Source organism: Paracidovorax valerianellae (assembly GCF_900102625.1).
GTDB lineage: Bacteria > Pseudomonadota > Gammaproteobacteria > Burkholderiales > Burkholderiaceae_C > Paracidovorax > Paracidovorax valerianellae.
This window is the reverse complement of sequence record NZ_FMZC01000005.1, coordinates 141580-161049: the sequence shown is the minus strand read 5'-3', so window position 1 is coordinate 161049 and position 19470 is coordinate 141580. Positions and strand designations below refer to the sequence as shown.

Here is a 19470-nt window from a genome sequence, read left to right as displayed (position 1 = left end):
ATGTCATTGCCAATACAAGGCCACTCTTTCCTGGTGATTGGTGGCGCGGGCTTTATAGGTTCTCACCTGGTAGAGCAGCTGCTTAGCGCCGGGGCTGCGCACGTCAGAATTTATGACAATCTGTCCAGGGGGCGCCTTTCGAATCTTGGTGAAGCTTTGAAGGATCCTCGTTGTGAATTATTCCCCAGTGGAGGGGATATTTTGCACCGGGATACTTTAAATGCTGCAATGCGTGGTATTGATGGGGTATTTCATTTGGCGGCATTATGGCTGTTGCACTGTAATGAATATCCACGTTCTGCGTTTGAAGTCAATGTCGGTGGCACGATGAATGTTGCCGAAGCCTGCATTTCGAATGGAATTCGCCGGCTGGTTTATTCTTCTTCGGCGTCGGTATATGGGGATGCAGTTTTTGAACCGATGGATGAAAGTCATCCCTTTAATTGCGAAGAATTCTACGGCGCAACTAAAGTGTGTGGTGAGTATCTTCTGAAGGCTTTATATCGCCGTCCTGCCAGCCGCGATAAAAACTTGAGTTATGTTGGCCTCAGGTATATGAACGTATATGGGCCGCGCCAAGATGATAAGGGTGCCTATATCGGTGTGGTCACACGGATGATTAATGCATTAAAAGATGGCCAAGCTCCGATTGTTCATGGTGACGGATCTCAGGCCTATGACTTCGTGGACGTACGCGATTGTGCCCGCGCCAATATTTTAGCGATGCAGTCCAGCGCTGAAATGCGCTGCTACAACGTTGGTACGGGAATCAAGACGTCGATAAAAGAACTGGTAAACGTCCTCCAATCGATTTTTCCTAGGGCTCCTGCTGCAATTTTTAAAACAGTAGATCGACCCTTTGTCAAAAATAGAATTGGTTCGACCATGTTAGCCAAGCGCGATTTGCAATTCGAATCGACTATAGAGCTTAAACAGGGACTCCTGAATCTCTGTAATTTTAAAAACTGACGTAGTACTTCAATCCTGGAACGTTTGTTCTATCTTTAATAAGGCGTTCCTTGAAAAAAATCGATGAAGAAATTTCCCGGAAAAACGAAGATTTCTGGGATGAGCCTTGCGGTTCTCAATTGGCACAGTTTTTAGGTGTTAAGGATGCGAGTGAAGCATCCCTGCTTAAATTTGACCAATGGTATCTCGATTTTTACCCTTATCTAGAAAAACACATCCCATTCTCAAAACTGAATGGCATGAATGTTTTAGAGATAGGTTTGGGTTATGGAACTGTTGCGCAGCGTCTGGTAGAGCATGGTGCTGTTTATTCTGGCTTAGATATCGCGCTTGGCCCTGTGAAGATGGTGCGGCATAGAATTAAACAAATAAAACTAGAAGGCAATGCTGTGCAAGGGAGCATATTGCAGCCTCCGTTCTCTGATCAGTCGTTTGATGCAATTGTCGCTATCGGTTGCCTTCATCACACAGGGGATCTTCAACTTGCTATAGACGAGTGCTATAAATTGCTCAAACCAGGGGGGAGTTTGATATTTATGGTCTATTACGCATACTCATACAGACGCTGGATACAAAATACATCTGCCACCCTCAAGTATCTATTAATTGAGATTTTCGGTGGTCGTAGTGTGGTTGAAAAAGCGGATGCCAAACAAAGGTCTGCCTACGATATTAACTCGAAATCTGAAGCTGCGCCTCACACTGATTGGATTTCAAAAAAATCACTGCGCAAGTTCTGCAAAAAATTCAGCCAATGTGAAATGAGTCTCGAAAATATTGACCAAGCAACCCCTTTTAAAAGCCGGGAGAGATCGGAGTTGCTTAAAACAATTTGGCCCAAATTGATGGGCTTGGATTTATACGTAAAAGCTACTCGATAGGCGGTGTTTGTGTATAACGTTTTATTTTTATACAATGCCAGTCAAACGTATACCAATACTGTGTATGAACATGCCGCCAGTTTTGGAAATCACTCCAATAATAGGTACTTTTATCTTCATCAAGATGATTCAAGTGTCACAAATGTCGACTCTCGAAGATTTGATGCAATTGCCCTGCATTATTCAGTAAGACTGCCATACGATCAAGTTTCTGAAACCACATGCAGCTTGTTTGAAAATTTTCAGGGATTGAAAATTTTATATATTCAAGATGAGTATGATCACACCCATAAAGCTTGGGCATGGATAAAGAGGCTAAAAATAAATTTAGTTTTTACTGTCGTACCTGCTGAAAATATTGAAAAAATATACCCCGCCGAAAACTTTCCGGGCGTTAGATTTATTTCGGTTCTGACCGGGTATGTTCCACATGACCTTTCTGGATTGCTTGGTGATATTCGACCTTCTGAAAGGTCCATTACCATTGCTTATAGAGGTAGGCCCTTACCCCCTAGGTATGGCCGGTTAGGCGAAGAAAAGGTTCAGATTGGTAAAATGGTAAAAGCTTATTGCCTAAAAAATGGCATTCCATGCGACATCGAGTGGACCGAGGAGGCTCGTATATATGGTCCTTCTTGGTATGATTTTATGAAATCATGCCGTGCAATGTTGGGCTCTGAGAGTGGTAGTAATGTGTTTGACTGGGATGGTGACCTCCAGCAAAAAATAAAAGAATATCGAGAGGAAAATCCTGAGCATGATGATCAAGAGGTTTGCCACGCAGTCGTCTCCGCTCATGAAGAACCAGGTTTAATGAATCAAATATCACCTCGGGTTTTCGAGGCGATAGCTGCAAAAACGGTTCTTGTGCTTTTCGAAGGCAGATATTCAAACGTATTGAAGCCAGGCGTGCATTATCTTTCGCTTCGCAAAGATGGGTCTAATCTTCCTGAGATCATTGCGGCGCTTAATGATTCGGAGTTGGTTGACTCTATGGCAGACAGGGCCTATAAGGAAATAATAAGCGAAGGAAATTACAGCTATTCAGAATTTGTGAGAAAAACAGATTTGGCTATTTCGGATTTGATTTTGCAGAATAAAATTTCGATTCAACGCGGCTCGGTATTTTCAAGCACTTCTATTCAACCTTCTCTGTTGACCACAATGCCTGTAAGAGCTCTTTCCACTGTGGTTCCGCCCGCTATTACTTTCCCTCTGTTTAATGCAAATTTGTCCAGGATTGTGTTGGACCGACTAGTTCCGGTTTGGATGGCTTTGCCGTCTGGGATAAGAACGCCGCTGACTCCAGTAATAAAGAAAATCTTAAGAGCAAAATAATATGTGTGGTATTTTTGGTGTAATGCCTCCACAACCCATATCGATAGATTCCCTACATAGCCAAGTAAGCCTAGGACTTGATCGGATAAGACATCGAGGTCCAGATGGAACAGGGCATTGGGCTTCGAGCAATGGTTCTGTAGGATTAGGACATGTTCGCCTTGCAATTATCGATGTGGATGCCGGTGCTCAGCCCATGCATAGCAGAGATGGCAGATACACCATAGTTTTTAATGGTGAGATATATAACTACATAGAGTTGCAGCGGGAAATTGGAGGAAATTTCGCGACTCAGTCAGATACTGAAGTTATCCTCCATGCATATCAACTATGGGGTGCCCAGTGTGTAAATCGCTTGCGCGGCATGTTCGCGTTTGCGATCTGGGATGCTGAGAAACAGGAGTTATTTCTTGCGCGTGATCGCTTTGGTATAAAACCTCTGTATTGGGTACGTCAGGATGATGGGTTTTTCTTTGCTTCCGAAGCAAAAGCTCTATTGCCCTTTGTGAGGAATAAAGAGATAAGCTCGCGAGCCCTTTCCGATTATTTTACTTTTCAGTTTTGTTTAGGAGAAAAGACGCTAATTTCTGGTGTTTCGCAAATGCCGGCTGCGCACACCGCTGTGGTACTTCCTGGAAAGATGCCTGTATTCAAAAGATACTGGGAGGTGCACTATGATATTGATTATGACCATACCGAAAAGTGGTTTGAAGCAAAGCTTAAAGAGTTGCTAGAAGACTCTATTGAAAACCATTTGAGATCGGATGTTGAAATCGGTAGTTATGTCAGTGGCGGGCTTGACTCCAGCTTGTTGGCTTCAATGGCCAAAAAAGCTAGTCGTCAGAATCGATTCCAAGCCTTCAATGGTCGATTTTCAGAAGGCTCGCGTTTCGACGAGTCTATATATGCTCAAGCCTTAGCTGATGAGCAGGGAATGCAGCTTCATATAGCTGACATCAATGAAGAAGACTTTGTTAAGCATGTTGGAAAGGTTATTTGGCATTTGGATCAGCCTGTTGCTGGGCCAGGTGCTTTTCCTCAATACATGGTTTCCCAAAAAGTTGGGCAGCATGTAAAGGTAGTGCTAGGGGGGCAGGGTGGGGACGAGATTTTTGGTGGCTATGCCCGATATTTAATTGCCTATTTCGAGCAATGTATCAAGGGCGCTATAGAAGGCACTCTTCACGACGGTAATTTTGTCGTAACGTATGAATCCATTATTCCAAATTTACAAACATTGCGGCAGTATCAGCCGATGATGCAAGAGTTTTGGTCTGAAGGTTTATTTGGCGAACGAGACGCCCGTTATTGGCGCCTTGTTAATCGTTCAAATACCTTCGGTGCTATCTTGGCTCCTGGGGTAATTGATCATTCGGCGACTTACGAAGAGTTTCAGAAGATTTTTAAAGGCGAAAATGTTGGAAGTGGATCCTATTTTGATGCCATGACGCATTTCGATTTTAAAACTCTGCTCCCTGCTCTTTTGCAAGTGGAGGACCGAATGAGTATGGCGCATGGAGTTGAAGCAAGAGTTCCATTTTTAGATCATCCTTTGGTGGAGTTCGCTGCAACAATTCCCGCTGACATTAAATTTCGTGATGGGGAACTGAAGCGCTTGTTGAAATCAGTGTTTTCCGGAGCTCTGCCCAAGGCCATTACGAGTCGCAAAGATAAGATGGGATTTCCGGTGCCATTGAATCTATGGCTTTCAAAAGGTGGGCCGGCTCGGGATTATATCGGTGATGTGTTGGGGAGCGCTCGTGCGCGCCAGCGTTCGTATCTAAACGATGGATTCACTGTTGACCAGGTTCTAAACTCTCAATCTGTTTATGGGCGGAATTTGTGGGCGTTGCTAAGCTTGGAGCTTTGGCAAAATCAATTCATTGACGCATGAATGTTCTGATCCTTTACGACCACTTCGAAACCTATACCAATACGGTTTTTGACCATCTTTGCGCCTTTAAAAAATACTCTAAGAACAATCATCTTTACATGCACGCGGGGTTACCCGATGTGGAATTTGATTTTGCTGTTTTCGATGTAATTTTGATTCATTACAGCGCGAGGGTGGCTTTTGGGCATATTTCAACTGCGCTGAGGTTGAAAATTTCGAAGCATTCAGGGCAAAAAATATTATTTGTTCAAGATGAATATGATCTGACGTCTAATGTTTGGGACGCTATTGGTGAATTAAATGTTTCAACAGTTTTTACATGCGTCCCTCCGCTACACAGAGAAGAGATTTACCCATCCGCACGCTTTCCCAATGTTCGCTTTGTCACTACGTTGACCGGTTACTGTCCTGAGCAGATTCATGAGACCTCTTCGCCTCCCTTGGCAATAAATCGGCCTATTACTATTGGATATCGAGGGCGAGCATTACCGTATTTTTACGGGGATCTTGGTCAAGAAAAACTGGAAATTGCAAAGGGTATGCAACTCGCCTGCAAACATCGCGGTATTTCTTGCGACATCGAATGGGACGAAGAAAAGCGTATCTATGGCAGCGATTGGCCTCGTTTCCTGATGGATTGCAAAGCCACTCTGGGGACCGAGAGCGGCGCCAATCGATTTGATTTTGACGGTAACCTGCGTAAAGCAGTTAACGAGGCACTCACCGAAAATCCGGAATTGAATTACGCAGAATTCAAGCAGCGAATGGGTTGGGAGGACGAACAACCCATCATGAATCAAATTTCTCCCCGTTTTTTTGAAGCAATCGCTTTCCGCACGGCGTTGATTCTCTTTGAGGGAAGGTATTCCGGGATCTTGCAACCATGGGTCCACTACATCCCTTTGCGCAAAGATTTTTCCAATGTTGACGAAGTAATGGCTGCTGTGTCCGACGACGCTTTGTTGGACCGATTAACCGACAAAGCCTATTTTGATGTTGTTCAGTCTGGCCGTTATACCTATCAGAAGTTCATCACTGAGTACGATGGATTGATCCAGTCGTGCAAGCCTGCTCAGGGTAGCGGCTTGCCTTCTGGGCTGCCCGCAGAAATCACCGAACATCCCGTGAGGAAATCCAGGCTGCCTCCGGCGCCGGGACCGTTGCTGGCCTTATGGCATTCGATCCCGTGGGCCTTGCGCCGCCCATTCAATGACGGTGTCAATCGGCTCTGGGCAAAGCTGCATTCAAATTAATCTGTATGTGCGGTATTGCTGGACTGATTTCCCATAGGCCTGCGGCAGCGCTTCAGAGTCATTTGGCGCCAGCCTTGGCTTGCCTTCGCAAGCGTGGTCCCGACGATCAGGGCGTTGAAATCTGGCAGGGCCCTGGTCACAGCGTGGCGTTGGGCCACACGCGCCTGAGCGTCATTGATCTAACGGAGGCGGCCCACCAGCCCATGACCAGCGCAGATGGTCGATTTGTGTTGGTCTTCAACGGAGAAATCTACAACTACCGAGAACTGCGCCAAGCGTTGGAAGCTCGGGGTTGCCGGTTCCGCTCAGCGTCGGACACTGAGGTGTTGCTTCAGGCATGGATTGAATGGGGCGAGGCAGCGTTGCCACGCTTTGTGGGCATGTTTGCCTTCGTACTTCTGGATCGACGGACGGGCGATCTGCATGGTGCACGCGATGCTTTTGGAATCAAGCCGCTGTATTACCGCGCAGACAGTGAAGGATTGGCGTTTGCCTCGGAAGTGCCCGCTTTGCGAGCCATGCTGCCCCATCCAGCTGAGCTCGACTGGCAGACTTCATACGATTATCTAGTCCATGGCCGTTACGAAACCGGTGAGCGGACTTTTTTCCGGGACGTTTTAGCATTGCCTCCTGGCCAATGTTTTCGCTATTCGTTTGAGTCGCGACAAATGACTCTTCGCTCATGGTGGCGACCCACCATAGCGGTCGCGCCGCGTTTGTCATTCGATGACGCGGCGGAAGCTCTAAGAAGCCGGCTTCTCGATAGCGTGCGGCTGCATCTGCGCAGCGATGTGCCGCTGGGGGCCGCTCTATCTGGTGGCGTGGATTCGTCCGCCATCGTCGGTTGCATGCGTCATCTGGAGCCTGATGCACCGATTCACACGTTCAGTTTTATCGCTGCGAACAGCGCGGTCTCTGAAGAGCAATGGGTGGATCAGGTGAACACTGAAACCGGTGCCACGGCCCACAAGGTATTCATTCGGCCCAGCGAGTTGGTTGCCGACCTGGATGACATGATTTCGACCCAGGGCGAGCCCTTCGGCAGCACCAGCATCTATGCCCAGTACCGGGTTTTTCAACTGGCGCGGGAGCATGGCATGACCGTGACGCTCGATGGCCAGGGCGCTGATGAACTGTGCGGGGGCTACGTGGGCTACCCAGGCCCTCGCGTGCGCAGCCTGCTGGACGAACGCCAATGGGCAGGGGCTGTGGCGTTCTTGCGCGAGTGGGGCCGCTGGCCGGGCAGGGCAGGGCTCGAAGGTTTCAAAGCGGCAGTGGCTGAATACACCAGCGATTCCGCCTATCAAGCGCTGCGCCGCATGAATGGTGCCGATGCTTGTCCTCCCTGGCTGGACGGGCGCGTGTTGGCCGACGCTGGCGTGGCGCTGCGTTTTCCACGCGAAGTACCGACCCAGACAGCCCCAGGTCGTCGGCTAGTGGCTGAATTGGCTCGCTCGCTGCATGGCGTCGGCCTGCCTGGATTGCTTCGCCACGGCGACCGCAATTCCATGCGTTTCTCGGTAGAGAGCCGCGTGCCTTTTCTGACGACGGAGCTGGCCGACTTTTTACTGACGCTGCCTGAGGAATATTTGGTGTCGCCCCAGGGCGAAACCAAGCACCTGCTGCGCCGAGCCATGCGTGGCCTCGTGCCGGACGAGATTCTGGATCGTCGCGACAAGATCGGCTTTGCCACGCCCGAGCAAGCATGGCTTTTGCAGATGGCGCCGCAGGTGCGTGAGTGGCTGCGGTATCCGCTGAATTTGCCTTTCTTCCGCCAGGACGAGGTGCTGAAGGCTTTCGATCAGGTCGTTGCGAGACAACGCCCCTTCAGTTGGCAGGTTTGGCGCTGGATCAACTTCACCCGTTGGCACGCGCAGCATTTCGCGGGTTGAGTTGCTGTGGCCCGTCTGCTGTTGTTGTCGCTTTCGCCCATCGCGTCCGATCCCCGCGTGATGCGCCAGTACGAGGCGCTGAGCGACGCGCATGAGGTCCATGTAATAGGCTTCGGCAAGTGCCCACCCGGGGTGCGCCATTTCACGCCTGTGGACCAACCGCATGCGGGCCGCACCGTTCTATTGCGCAACGCCCTGCGGCTGGCTTTTCGCCGCTACAGCGCCTATTACTGGCAGCACCCTCAGATCCAAGGACTGGAGAAGGCTGCGGCGCAAGTGCCGGCCGGATTCGATCTGGTACTGGCCAACGATGTGATGGCCTTGCCGATGGCGCTGCGGCTTGCGGGCAATGCGCCTGTGTGGCTCGACGCGCACGAATATGCACCCCGCGAATTCGAGGACCTGTGGGCATGGCGCATGCTGCTGGGGCCTTTCTTCGATGCTACTTGCCGTGACGCGCTGCCACGCGTGGCGCACATGAGCACCGTGTGCGCAGGCATCGCGCGCGAGTACGAGCGGTGTTACGGCGTGCCCGTGTCCGTCATGCCCAATTGTCCTGAGCCCCAGGCCTTGCCCGTGCAGCCGACGCGTGCCGACCGCATTCGGCTGATCCACCATGGCGCAGCCATCGCCTCGCGCAAGATCGAGGTGATGATCGACTTGATGGACCATCTGGACGATCGCTTCAGCCTTGATCTGATGCTGATGGAGCAAGACCCGACCTATCTCGCCACCTTGAAGCAACGGGCCGCACGGCATGCGCGCATCCGGTTCATTCCGCCCGTGCCCATGCGGGATATTGCGGCGCACACCAATGGCTATGACATCGGCCTGTTCCTGCTGCCCCCCACCAATTTCAATTACCTGCACGCGCTGCCCAACAAATTCTTCGAATTCATGCAGGCACGTCTGGCCATTGCCATCGGCCCTTCGCCTGAGATGCAGGCCCTGGTGACTGAGCTTGGCTGCGGCGTGGTCAGCAGCAGTTTCGATGCGGCAGACCTGGCCGCCCATCTCTCGCGCCTCACCGCTCAGGACATCGATGCCATGAAGCGCGCTTCAGACGCTGCCAGCCAGCGCTTCAATGCGGCGGTCACCCGTCAATGGCTTCGTGACGAGGTGGGCAGCTTGCTGGCCAGCCGTGTCCACACGGTTCGCTGACGCCATGCGTGCGCTGGTTTTAGGCACCCAGTCGTTCATCGACGGCGGCACCAAGGTGGGTTCGCAGCATCTGGCGCAAGCGTTGGCGGCGGCGGGTTGGTCGGTGGACTATGTGCCCACGCTGTCGTCGCCCGTCGACGTGGTGGGCCGCCAGCGCCATGCCCGGCTGGGCAGGGCATGGGGGCATGGACTCAGGCAGCGTTCGGTGAGCATTTCGCAGGGGCTCACCGAATGGAGCCTTCAGTCGTTGTTTCCTGCGCATCGGCTTTTTCTGCGCTGGCCCTGGCAGTTGGCGGCATACGGGCAACGGTGTCCGGCGCCCCTGCGCGATGTGACTTTCGACGCCTGCATTGCCGATGTGGCCCCCAACATGTTGCTGATGCACCAGATCACGGCCCTTGCCAAGGTCTGCCGCTTGAACGACTGGCCGCAGGGGTTTGCACGCGATCTGCATCCGGTGCTCATCAACGGGCTCGAATCCATGGTGGGCGGCCCCGATTTCAACGAAGTGTGGGCCGTCTCTGGCCCCCTGGCGGAATATGCCCGGGCGTTGAATCCGCAGAGCCGGGTGGTGCACATTCCCAATGGGGTGGAGGCGCGGCTTTTGATGCCTGCGGTCCAAGGCCCGGTGGTCCGGCAGCCGCGCAGCGCGATCTATGTCGGCGGACTCACGGCGTGGCTGGACATCAATTTGCTGTCCCAGGCCGCGCGCTTGCTGCCAGATTGGACCTTCGCGGTGTATGCCCCCGGCGCGCCAGCGCAGCATGGATGGCCTTCGAACCTCCAATGGCGCGGCAGTGTGGGCCGTGCAGAGTTGCCAGCGGTTTTGCAAAGCCATGAAGTGGGCCTGATCCCTTTTTGCGAGGCCGATGGACGCATGCGGTATGTCGAGCGCCCATTGAAGTTCTATGAGTACATCGCCGCGGGATTGGGCGTGGCCAGCACCGATCTGGGCGCACTGCGCGATGGAATGGGCGACCTAGCCTGCTATGGCAACGATGCCCGTGCGTTCGCCGACGCCGTCGTACAGGCCCGGGCGCAGGCACAGGCACGCCCTGAAAGCTTTGCGAAGGCCTTCGTGCAAGCCCATGATTGGAGTGCGCGTGCACAGACCATGTTGGCCCGCCTGGAGATGTTGCTGGCATGAAAAACTACCTTTTGTACGACTTCATGCAGGTGGCTGGAGGCGCGGAGCGTGTCACCCTCACGCTGGCCGAGGCCTTTCCGGACTTTCAGGCCCTGGTCAGCCGTTGCTACCCAGCCGCCCAACCGCTGCTGGAAGGTTCCTCCGCCGATGTCCAGGAGTTGCGGGGCGGCTGGTCCACTTGCCTCCCCCGCATCCTGGAGAGCATGTGGTGTTTCCGCTTCAGGGCCGAGCGGTTGCGAGAGGCTGACACCGTTCTCTACAGCGGCTTCTATGCCCCCCTGGCGGTTTACGAGCAGCGATCTGGCCGGCGCTTTTACTACTGCCATACGATTCCCCGTTTCGCCTACGACTTGTACGACAGCACGCTGGCGGGTTTCCCGTTCTGGCTCCGGCCGTTCTACGCAATATTCGTGCGGTGGTTTCGCACGCGGTATGAAGCGGCCATCGGCCGGATGGACCGAATTTTCGTGAACTCGGAGAACGTGCGGGCGCGGCTTCGTCGCTATACGGGGTTGGACGCCGAAGTGGTTTATCCCCCGGTGGCGACGCAGCACTTTCAATGTCTGGGCGACGAGGGCTATTACCTCTCTACCGCGCGGCTCGTCCCCAACAAGCGGGTCGATGTGATCGTGCGGGCATTCCTGCAAATGCCGAACCGGTCGCTGGTGGTACTTTCCGGCGGCCCGGAGCTGGAGCGATTGAAAGCCATCGCGGGAGATGCGCGCAATATCCGGTTCACTGGCTGGCAGACCGACGAGGCCCTGCGACGCTGGGTTGGCAATGCCCGCTGCGTGATCTATCTGCCGGTGGATGAGGACTTCGGCATGTCGCCCGTGGAGGCCATGGCGGCGGGCAAGCCGGTGATCGGTGTGGCTGAGGGAGGATTGTTGGAGACGGTCGTGCCCGGGCACACCGGGGTGCTCATCGCTCCGAGCCCCACGCCGGAAGCCGCGGTGCAAGCAGTGATGCAGATCGAGCAGATCCACGGCGCGCAGTTGTCGGCGCAATGCCGGCAACGCGCTCAGCAATTCACGGAAGACGCCTTTGTCGCCCGGATGGCGGCCATCCTGCGGTAAGGGCTTGGATATTCAATCCGTTGAGCGGTGGCCGCGCCAGTGCGCGATGCACAGCAGCGATGACACCGCCACGTAGCGCAGTGCATTGGCCCACGACTGGAAAATCTTCGAGCGGTCCACCTTGGCGGTGTGCATGGGCAAGGCGACTTCCTTGATGCGCAAGCCTCGGCGCCGCATCAGCAGCAAGGTGCCGATGTCCTGGTAGTCCAGCAAGGTCGCTTCGGTGGAGACCGCGACTTCGAGGGCCTTGCGGTTGTAGAGCCGAAAGCCGGACACGAAATCGTGCAGCGCAAAACCCGTCAGGAACCGGAACCAGCTCCAGGCCAGCCGGCGCGCCCAACTGGTCCGTGTGGAAAAGTGGCTCACCACCACATCGCCTTCCTGGCGTCGGGACAACAGGCTGGAGATCTCTTCCACCTCGTAACGGCCTTCCGCATCGATGGTGATCACCGCGTCGTACCCGCGCGCAAGTCCGTAGCGAAGCCCTGTTTGCAAGCTCCCCCAGGTGGTCATGGCCAATAGCGGGCGCAGCACAGTCGCGCCAGTGCTCTCTGCGAGGTGACAGGTGCCATCGGTGCTGCGGTTGTCCACCACCAGCACGTCGGCGCCCACCAGCGACCGCACGCGCTGGATGAGGTGCTGAATGCCGGCCGCATGGTTGTGTGTCGAAATCACCACCAGTACGCGCGGATTCGGTTCGGCCGGCGTGCTGCCCAGGGCCAGGTATTGGTACTGGTGCGCCAGTGCACGCTCGCACTGGGCAATGTCGAAGTACTTCAGCAGTGCTTGGTGGCCCGCCTCGCCGAACTGCGTTCGCAGACGGGTGTCGTGCTGCAGGCGGGCGAGGGTGCTGCGCCAGCTCTCCACGTCTTCGATGGGCACATGCAGTCCGGCATGGGCATGCGCCACGACCCAGGGCATGCCGGAGCCAGGCAGGTCCGTCACCACGCATGGGCGCTTGTGCATCATGGCTTCCAGCAACACGATGCCGAAGGCTTCCGTGCGCTCGCGCGATGCCAGGCAGAAGACGTCGCAGCGTTCCAGCAATGCGTGCTTCTCGGTGTCCAGTACCGAGCCGACCAGGCGCACTGCGGGCTCGCGGCCCGCAGGGGTGGTGTCTCGAATGAGTGATTCCAGGGATACCCGCAATTCGCCTTCGCCAGCGATCACCAGCTCCACTCCTGGCATGGCCTGAACAGCCTTGATCAGTGTTTCGAATCCCTTGTAGTAGGTCAGGCGTCCGATGGACAGCAGCCGCAACTGGGTGTCGGGCCGCCATTGCAGTTCGGTGCGCAAGGTGGCCGGAGGCGGTTGCCGCAGGTTGATGCCCAGGGGAATGACCTCGCACTTGCTGCGCCACGGCTGCAGGGCTCGGCTGGCCTCCAGATAGGGAGGCGATGTGGCGAAAATCAACTGGGCCCGGTCGAGCACCGCATGCTCGAAGGGGCGGTACAGAAAATACGCCAGTGCCACGGACAGCTTGATGTCCGACACCACGATGTCCGAGTGCCAATGCACCACGCAGGGCACCTTGCGTGCCGCAGGCAGCGTGAGCGCCCACAGCGCCGAGTTGTTGGGCAGGTGCAGATGCAGCACATCGGGCTGAAACCGCCGAATGGCCCGCCCGAGCGCCGAGCGAAAACCCAGCGCGATGGGCGCATAAACCAGGTTGAATTGCACCGGCACCCGTTCCAGCCAGGGCGGATCGTCCGGCAGGGGCGTGCCGTGCACCAAGGCCGATGCCTCGATGCCTTGCGCCCGCTGCGCCTCGATCAGGTCGGCCAGAAACACTTCCATGCCGCCCAGGTAAGGCGGATAGAACTTGCCGATGTGCAGGACGCGCAATGCCACGATGGTCTCGCTGCGCAGCTTATTTCTTGGCGGCGGCGATTTGCGCCCGCACCTGTGGATATTGCGGATTGCGCGGGTCGAGCGCGATGGCGCGGTCCATGTCCTTCAGGCTGTCGTCAATGCGGCCCGCGGTGCGGAGCGCCATGGCCCGCCCGTAATAAGCCGGGGCTGCATTGGGGGTGCGCGCAAGGATCTGATCGAACAGCGCGATCGCCGCCTTCGTGTCGCCCTTGCCGACCTGGGCCATTCCCAGTCCCAGCATCAGGCGCTGGTTGTTCGGGGTGGTTTTCAGCAAGGTGCTGAAGTCGCTGATGGCGTCTTCATACCGCTGCGCACCGATGGCGGCCTCGCCGCGGCGCATGCGCATGGCTTCCCGCATGCGCTCGACTTCCTTGTCGTTCACCCCTTCGGCTGCGCGCGTCATGCCTTGGGTGAAGCTGTCGTAAGCCATGGCGAACTGGCCCAGCGCAAAGGCGGATTCGCCCCGGTGGTAGTACAGCGGCAGGTCGGTAAAGCCCTGTTTCTCCGCCTCGGTGAAAGCGGCCAGTGCTTCGGCATGTTTCTTTTGCTGCTGCAGCGCCACGCCGATGTTGAAGCGTGCCGATCCTTGCAGAGACCCCAGGGCTTCGGCGGTGGCGAAGTTCTTCTGGGCCTCGGCCACCGAGCCGCGGTCCAGGTGGTACGCACCCAGGTTCAAAAAGGGCCGCCAGCGGCCCACGGCGCTCGGAGAAGCCTGCAGGTCCACCTTCTCGGCGGCGTCGCCCCAGGCGGAATAGTCGTCTCGCAATGACTGCACACGATCCATGGCCAACACGCTGAACAAGATGCCCACGATGCAGCCCACCGCATAAACGGCTTTGGGCTTGAACCCGGTCAGCACGATGGCAACCAGCACCGGTACGGCAATGGCCCAGAGGTAGCTGCGGTACAGCACGAACGGGTCCTGCACCCAGACGGTGGCGAACTCGGTCACATACAGCAGCAGGGGGAACATGAGCGCCACGCCCACCAGGCTCAAGGCCCCGCGCCGGCGCAGCACGGCCCAGAGCGCACCTGCCCAAAGGGCCACGTAACCGACGACTCCCAGGATCTGCGGGAAGGCCAGGTACGACAGCGGAAACGCCGGCCGCAAGTCCACCGACATCCACATCACGTTCGGGACGAACCACAGGAATCCATAGGCGAAGAAAAGCGCCGCTTCGTTCAGGATGCTGAGCGGGTACATGCGCTGGGTGATTCCGGGGCTCAGGCGCTCCAGCTGCTGCGCGAAGTCCAGCGAGCGCTGGTCGAATAGCTTGCCGATGAATTCGCCGTAGATGCCGAAGAAGATCACCGCGGCCACGGCGATCAGCGCGGCAGAGGCGCCCGCCAGCGTGGCGACCGTCTTCCAGCTGGGGCGGCGCACATGGATGTATAGCGGCACGCTCATCGCAGCGATCATGACCGCGTGCTCCTTGGACAGCACGGCCGCCACGTAGCTCAGCAAGGCCAGGCCATACCAGAGCACGCCCCGGCCGGACAGGCCCCGCACGAAGCACCAGCACGCCAGCACGGCGAACAGCGTGGCCATGACGATCGAGCGCTGCACCAGATAGCCCACGGCATACACCGCCATGGGGTTGACCGCGAACAGCGCCACCCCGACCCGCACCGCGGCCAGGCGCGAAAGGCCGAAATGCGGCTGCGATTCGAATTCTTCCGGAAAGCGCGTTCGCGCCAGCAGATCGCGCACCAGGGCATACAGCGCCGCCACCGTGGCCAGGTGCAGCGCGATGTTCACCAGCCGCTGCTTGCCCCAGCCGGCCCCTGCCAGCGAATCCACCCAGATGAAGCTGCCGTACGACAGCATCCGCTGCTTGAAGGTGAGCAAACTGCCGTAACTGCCGAAGATCGCGCCGTCCGACAGCCGCAAATCGTCGAACAGCAGCGCATGGTTCCAGCCGGGCAGGTAGATGGCCAGCACGGCCGCGAGAACGGCGATGCCGAAAACAGCAAGGGAGAGAGACGGTTTGGCCATGGGCGGGTAGGGGCAGGTGGACAGGTGCGGCGGCCGGCGGTGCGCGCAAACAGCCCGGAAGTCTAAGCGATGGAATTTTCGCACCGGCCTGCGCCGCCAGCGGTCGCCACCCGAGCCAATGCCTGCCTCGCCAAGGCCCGTCGCCGCTACTGCTACAGCGGCTCGGAGCGTGGCTTCATGCCGGCGATGGCGCGGCCTGCCCGGGCTCCAGCCCGCGCATCACCAGGTGGCAGAGCAATTCCTCCGCCTTGTCGTAGTCCCGTTCCGTCAGCGCGGGCTTGCCCAGCAGCAGCGCGAACTGGGTCTGCTGGTCGGCGTAGGCCTGGGTCACGGACCAGATGATGAACATGAGGTGGGTGAAGTTCACCTTGGCGATTCGGCCCTCGCGTGCCCACCGCTCGAAGGTGCGCACGTCGTTCTTGAGCACCGGCCCCACGCGCTGGGCGATCACGTCGGCATAGCGGGGCGCACCGGCGATCACTTCCTTGGCGAAGACCTTCGCGGCGTTCGGCCGCTCCAGCGATGAACGCAGCTTGGCGCGGATGTAGCGGCGCAGCGCCTGATGCGGGTCGTCGCCGTGGGACATCTCCTCCATGCCTGCGAGCCACTGGTTGAGCACATCGTCCAGCACGCGAAGGTACAGCGCCTCCTTGCTGGGAAAGTAATACAGCAGGTTGTGACGGCTGAGGCCGATGGCTGCGGCGATGCTCTCCAGCGAGGCGCCCTCGAAGCCGAACTGCGCGAACTGCGTCTCCGCCTCGGACAGGATCGCTTGCTCCTTCTTGAGCCGCGATGCGCTGGGTGGGCGTGCCGCATCGGCCATTTCGAGGGGCGTGATGGGAGCGTTTGGCAAGGTCGGCGTGTTGGCGGTGCGTGTGCGCACTGGCGCGGGGCGGGAAGGCTTGGCGGAAGAACTCATTTGCACCATTGTGGAACGACTGCGGGGTGCTGGGGCTGGCACGGTGTTTGCAATACGGGATTTTACCGATTGGTAAATTTTTACCGGTTGGTAAATTGGAAAAAACAACAGGGCCCGGCGCCGCCGAGGACCCCCAGCCCACGACAGCGAGGCCCCCGATGAAACCTCTGCAGACTGTACCGATGTGCGACCGCCCTGTTGCCTGCGCTAGGCCCCGCCAGCGGCGCCGAAGGCCCGCCCGCGCGCCCCACCGCGTGCGCACCCCCGCCTCCCACCCCTGACCCTCCGCCGCAAGGACTCCCGATGGAAACGACCGCAAGCCGCGCCTGCGGCATTCATGCCGCACGCCTGAACCTGGCCGATTACGCCGTGAACTTCGGCGATGCGCACCCGCCGCTGACGCGCCCGCAGGCGCTCGTCGAGGCCGAGCGCTGCTACTACTGCTTCGATGCGCCGTGCGCCACGGCCTGCCCCACGGGCATCGACATTCCTTCTTTCATCCACCGCATCGCCCAAGGCAACGACCGTGGCGCGGCCCGCGCCATCCTGGAGGCGAACCCGCTGGGCGGCATGTGTGCCCGCGTCTGCCCGACGGAGGTGCTGTGCGAGCAGGCCTGCGTGCGCAACGCCCATGACGACAAACCCGTGGAGATCGGCGCGCTGCAGCGCCACGCCACCGACGCGTACTTCGCCGACCCGGGTGCGCCCTTGTTCACCCGCGCCGCACCCACGGGCCGCCGCGTGGCCGTGGTGGGGGCCGGGCCAGCGGGACTGGCCTGCGCCCACGGCCTGGCCGTGCGGGGGCACGACGTGGTGCTGTTCGACGCGCGCCCCAAGCTGGGCGGGCTGAACGAATACGGCCTGGCGAGCTACAAGACCACGGGCGGCTTCGCGCAAAAGGAGGTCGAGTGGCTGCTGTCCATCGGTGGGATCGAAGTGCGCTGCAACCAGGTGCTGGGCCGCGACGTGACCGTGGACAGCCTGCTACAGGCGTACGACGCCGTGTTCTTGGGCCTGGGGCTGGCCGGCGTGAACGCGCTGGGCATCGCCGAACCGCAGGTCGAGGGGCAGCGCAATGCGGTCGACTTCATTGCCGACGTGCGCCAGGCGCAGGACCTGTCCACCGTTCCGGTGGGCCGCCGCGTGGTGGTGATCGGTGGCGGCATGACGGCGGTGGACGCCGCGGTGCAGGCGCGCAAGCTGGGCGCTGAAGAGGTGACCATCGTCTATCGCCGCGGCGCCGACGGCATGTCCGCCTCCACCGTGGAGCAGCAGTGGGCGCAGACGAACGGCGTCGCCATTCGCCACTGGGCCGCACCCAAGGAATTGCTGAGCGACAGCGGCGCGGTGAGCGGCATGCGGTTCGCGGCCACCGCCCAGCAGGACGGGCGGCTGGTGGAAACCGGCGAAACCTTCGTGCTGGACGCCGACATGGTGCTCAAGGCCATCGGCCAGAGTTACCTGCCCGAGTACGCAGGCCCTGCCATCGCCCTGCAGGCCGGCCGCATCGCTACCGACGACGTGGGCCGCACCAGCGTGCCGCGGGTCTGGGCGGGCGGCGACTGCCGTGCGGGCGGGCGCGACCTCACGGTCGAGGCGGTCGAGCACGGCAAGGTGGCCGCCATCTCCATCAGCGAAGCCTTGCGCGGTTAAGGCGGCCGACGGCCGCGGCTTCTCTCATCGAACACCCCGTACCACCGGAGCAATTCCCATGGCAGACATTCGCAGCAGCTTTCTCGGCATCCAGAGCCCCAACCCGTTCTGGCTGGCTTCCGCGCCCCCGACCGACAAGGAGGTCAACGTCACCCGCGCGTTCGAAGCCGGCTGGGGCGGCGTGGTCTGGAAGACGCTGGGCGAAGACCCGCACGTGGTCAACGTGAACGGCCCGCGCTACGGCACGCTGATGTCGCAGGACCGCCGCGTGATCGGGCTCAACAATATCGAGCTCATCACCGACCGGCCGCTGCAGACCAACCTGGACGAGATCCGCCGCGTCAAGCGCAACTGGCCCGACCGCGCCATGATCGTCTCGCTCATGGTGCCGTGCGTGGAAGAGAGCTGGAAGCGCATCCTGCCGATGGTCGAAGACGTGGGCGCCGACGGCATCGAGCTGAACTTCGGCTGCCCGCACGGGATGAGCGAGCGCGGCATGGGCGCGGCGGTGGGGCAGGTGCCCGAATACATCCAGATGGTGACGGCATGGTGCAAGCACTACAGCCGGCTGCCCGTGATCGTGAAGCTCACGCCCAACATCACCGACGTGCGCCAGCCCGCGCGCGCCGCCAAGGCGGGCGGGGCGGATGCGGTGTCGCTCATCAACACCATCAACTCGATCATGGGCGTGGACCTGGAACGCATGGCCATGAGCCCGAACACCGGCGGCCTGGGCTCGCACGGCGGCTATTGCGGCCCGGCGGTCAAGCCCATCGCGCTCAACATGGTGGCCGAGATCGCGCGGGACGCCCAGACCGCCGGCCTGCCCATCAGCGGCATCGGCGGCATCTCCACCTGGCGCGATGCGGCCGAATACATCGCCCTGGGCTGCGGCACCGTGCAGGTTTGCACCGCCGCCATGGTGTACGGGTTCAAGATCGTGCAGGACATGTGCGACGGCCTGTCCAACTTCATGGATGCGCACGGCTACCGCACGCTGGAAGACTTTCGCGGCCAGGCCGTGCCGACCGTCAAGGACTGGAAGCAGCTCAACCTCAACCACATCGACAAGGCCGTCATCGACCAGGACTCGTGCATCCAGTGCGGCCGCTGCCACGTGGTGTGCGAAGACACTTCCCACCAGGCCATCACCTTCACCAAGGAAGGCGGCGTGCGGTTGTTCGAGGTGAACGAAGCCGAATGCGTGGGCTGCAACCTGTGCGTGTCGATCTGCCCGGTGCCGGAGTGCATCACGCTGCGCAGCCTTGCGCCCGGCGAAGTCGATGCGCGCACCGGCAAGGTGGTGACGGGCGAGCATGCCGACTGGACGGTGCACCCCAACAACCCCCAGCGCGCGCAGCCCGCGGTGGCCGCCCCTGCCCCTCAAGCGGCCGCAACGGCAGTGGCTTGAATCGCAGT

14 protein-coding genes are annotated in these 19470 nt (G+C 58.4%); 11 read left to right on the top strand and 3 right to left on the bottom strand.

Annotation, left to right across the window (positions count from 1 at the left end; translation table 11 throughout):
• The 9 genes from BLT03_RS10655 to BLT03_RS10620 are packed head-to-tail and all read left to right on the top strand — an operon-like array spanning position 1 to position 11611.
• A complete protein-coding gene (locus BLT03_RS10655; protein ID WP_092743366.1) occupies positions 1–969 on the top strand; it encodes an NAD-dependent epimerase/dehydratase family protein in 969 nt (322 codons plus the stop codon).
• 50 nt (positions 970–1019) lie between these two features.
• Complete coding sequence (locus tag BLT03_RS10650) at positions 1020–1850, top strand: class I SAM-dependent methyltransferase (protein ID WP_139160370.1); 831 nt, start codon at positions 1020–1022, stop codon at positions 1848–1850.
• Between the two features lie 9 nt (positions 1851–1859).
• Positions 1860–3188 (top strand): ribulose bisphosphate carboxylase small subunit, encoded by a 1329-nt coding sequence (locus BLT03_RS23880; protein WP_139160369.1) that lies wholly within the window; start codon positions 1860–1862, stop codon positions 3186–3188.
• Between the two features lies 1 nt (position 3189).
• The gene (asnB, locus tag BLT03_RS10645) at positions 3190–5082 is read left to right on the top strand and encodes an asparagine synthase (glutamine-hydrolyzing) (protein ID WP_092743362.1); all 1893 of its coding nucleotides are present in this window, start codon (positions 3190–3192) and stop codon (positions 5080–5082) included.
• Positions 5079–6335 (top strand): hypothetical protein, encoded by a 1257-nt coding sequence (locus BLT03_RS23875; RefSeq protein WP_139160368.1) that lies wholly within the window; start codon positions 5079–5081, stop codon positions 6333–6335. The genes asnB (BLT03_RS10645) and BLT03_RS23875 overlap by 4 nt, the downstream gene beginning before the upstream one ends.
• 5 nt (positions 6336–6340) lie before the next feature.
• Positions 6341–8227, top strand: a complete 1887-nt coding sequence (asnB, locus tag BLT03_RS10635) for an asparagine synthase (glutamine-hydrolyzing) (RefSeq protein ID WP_092743357.1) — start codon at positions 6341–6343, stop codon at positions 8225–8227.
• Positions 8228–8233: 6 nt separating this feature from the next.
• Positions 8234–9388 (top strand): glycosyltransferase, encoded by a 1155-nt coding sequence (locus BLT03_RS10630; RefSeq protein WP_092743355.1) that lies wholly within the window; start codon positions 8234–8236, stop codon positions 9386–9388.
• Positions 9389–9392: 4 nt separating this feature from the next.
• Positions 9393–10535 carry a glycosyltransferase gene (locus BLT03_RS10625; RefSeq protein ID WP_092743353.1) on the top strand — a complete coding sequence of 381 codons (1143 nt, stop codon included), beginning with the start codon at positions 9393–9395 and terminating at the stop codon, positions 10533–10535.
• Positions 10532–11611, top strand: coding sequence for a glycosyltransferase (locus BLT03_RS10620; RefSeq protein ID WP_092743351.1), 1080 nt, complete (start codon positions 10532–10534; stop codon positions 11609–11611). The genes BLT03_RS10625 and BLT03_RS10620 overlap by 4 nt, the downstream gene beginning before the upstream one ends.
• 12 nt (positions 11612–11623) lie before the next feature.
• Here the strand turns inward: BLT03_RS10620 and BLT03_RS10615 are convergent, their stop codons facing one another.
• From BLT03_RS10615 to BLT03_RS10605, 3 genes are all read right to left on the bottom strand, one after another.
• Positions 11624–13408, bottom strand: a complete 1785-nt coding sequence (locus BLT03_RS10615) for a glycosyltransferase (protein WP_175537732.1) — start codon at positions 13406–13408, stop codon at positions 11624–11626.
• A 73-nt stretch (positions 13409–13481) separates the two neighbouring features.
• The gene (locus BLT03_RS10610; RefSeq protein ID WP_092743347.1) at positions 13482–15479 is read right to left on the bottom strand and encodes a tetratricopeptide repeat protein; all 1998 of its coding nucleotides are present in this window, start codon (positions 15477–15479) and stop codon (positions 13482–13484) included.
• A 175-nt stretch (positions 15480–15654) separates the two neighbouring features.
• Positions 15655–16407 (bottom strand): TetR/AcrR family transcriptional regulator, encoded by a 753-nt coding sequence (locus BLT03_RS10605; RefSeq protein WP_092743345.1) that lies wholly within the window; start codon positions 16405–16407, stop codon positions 15655–15657.
• 294 nt (positions 16408–16701) lie between these two features.
• On the opposite strand from BLT03_RS10605, the gene BLT03_RS10600 reads away from it, so the two are divergent.
• Both BLT03_RS10600 and preA read left to right on the top strand, forming a co-directional pair.
• Positions 16702–18051 (top strand): NAD(P)-dependent oxidoreductase, encoded by a 1350-nt coding sequence (locus BLT03_RS10600; RefSeq protein WP_092743343.1) that lies wholly within the window; start codon positions 16702–16704, stop codon positions 18049–18051.
• 58 nt (positions 18052–18109) lie between these two features.
• A complete protein-coding gene (gene preA, locus BLT03_RS10595; RefSeq protein ID WP_092743341.1) occupies positions 18110–19462 on the top strand; it encodes an NAD-dependent dihydropyrimidine dehydrogenase subunit PreA in 1353 nt (450 codons plus the stop codon).
• The last annotated feature ends 8 nt before the right edge of the window (positions 19463–19470 follow it).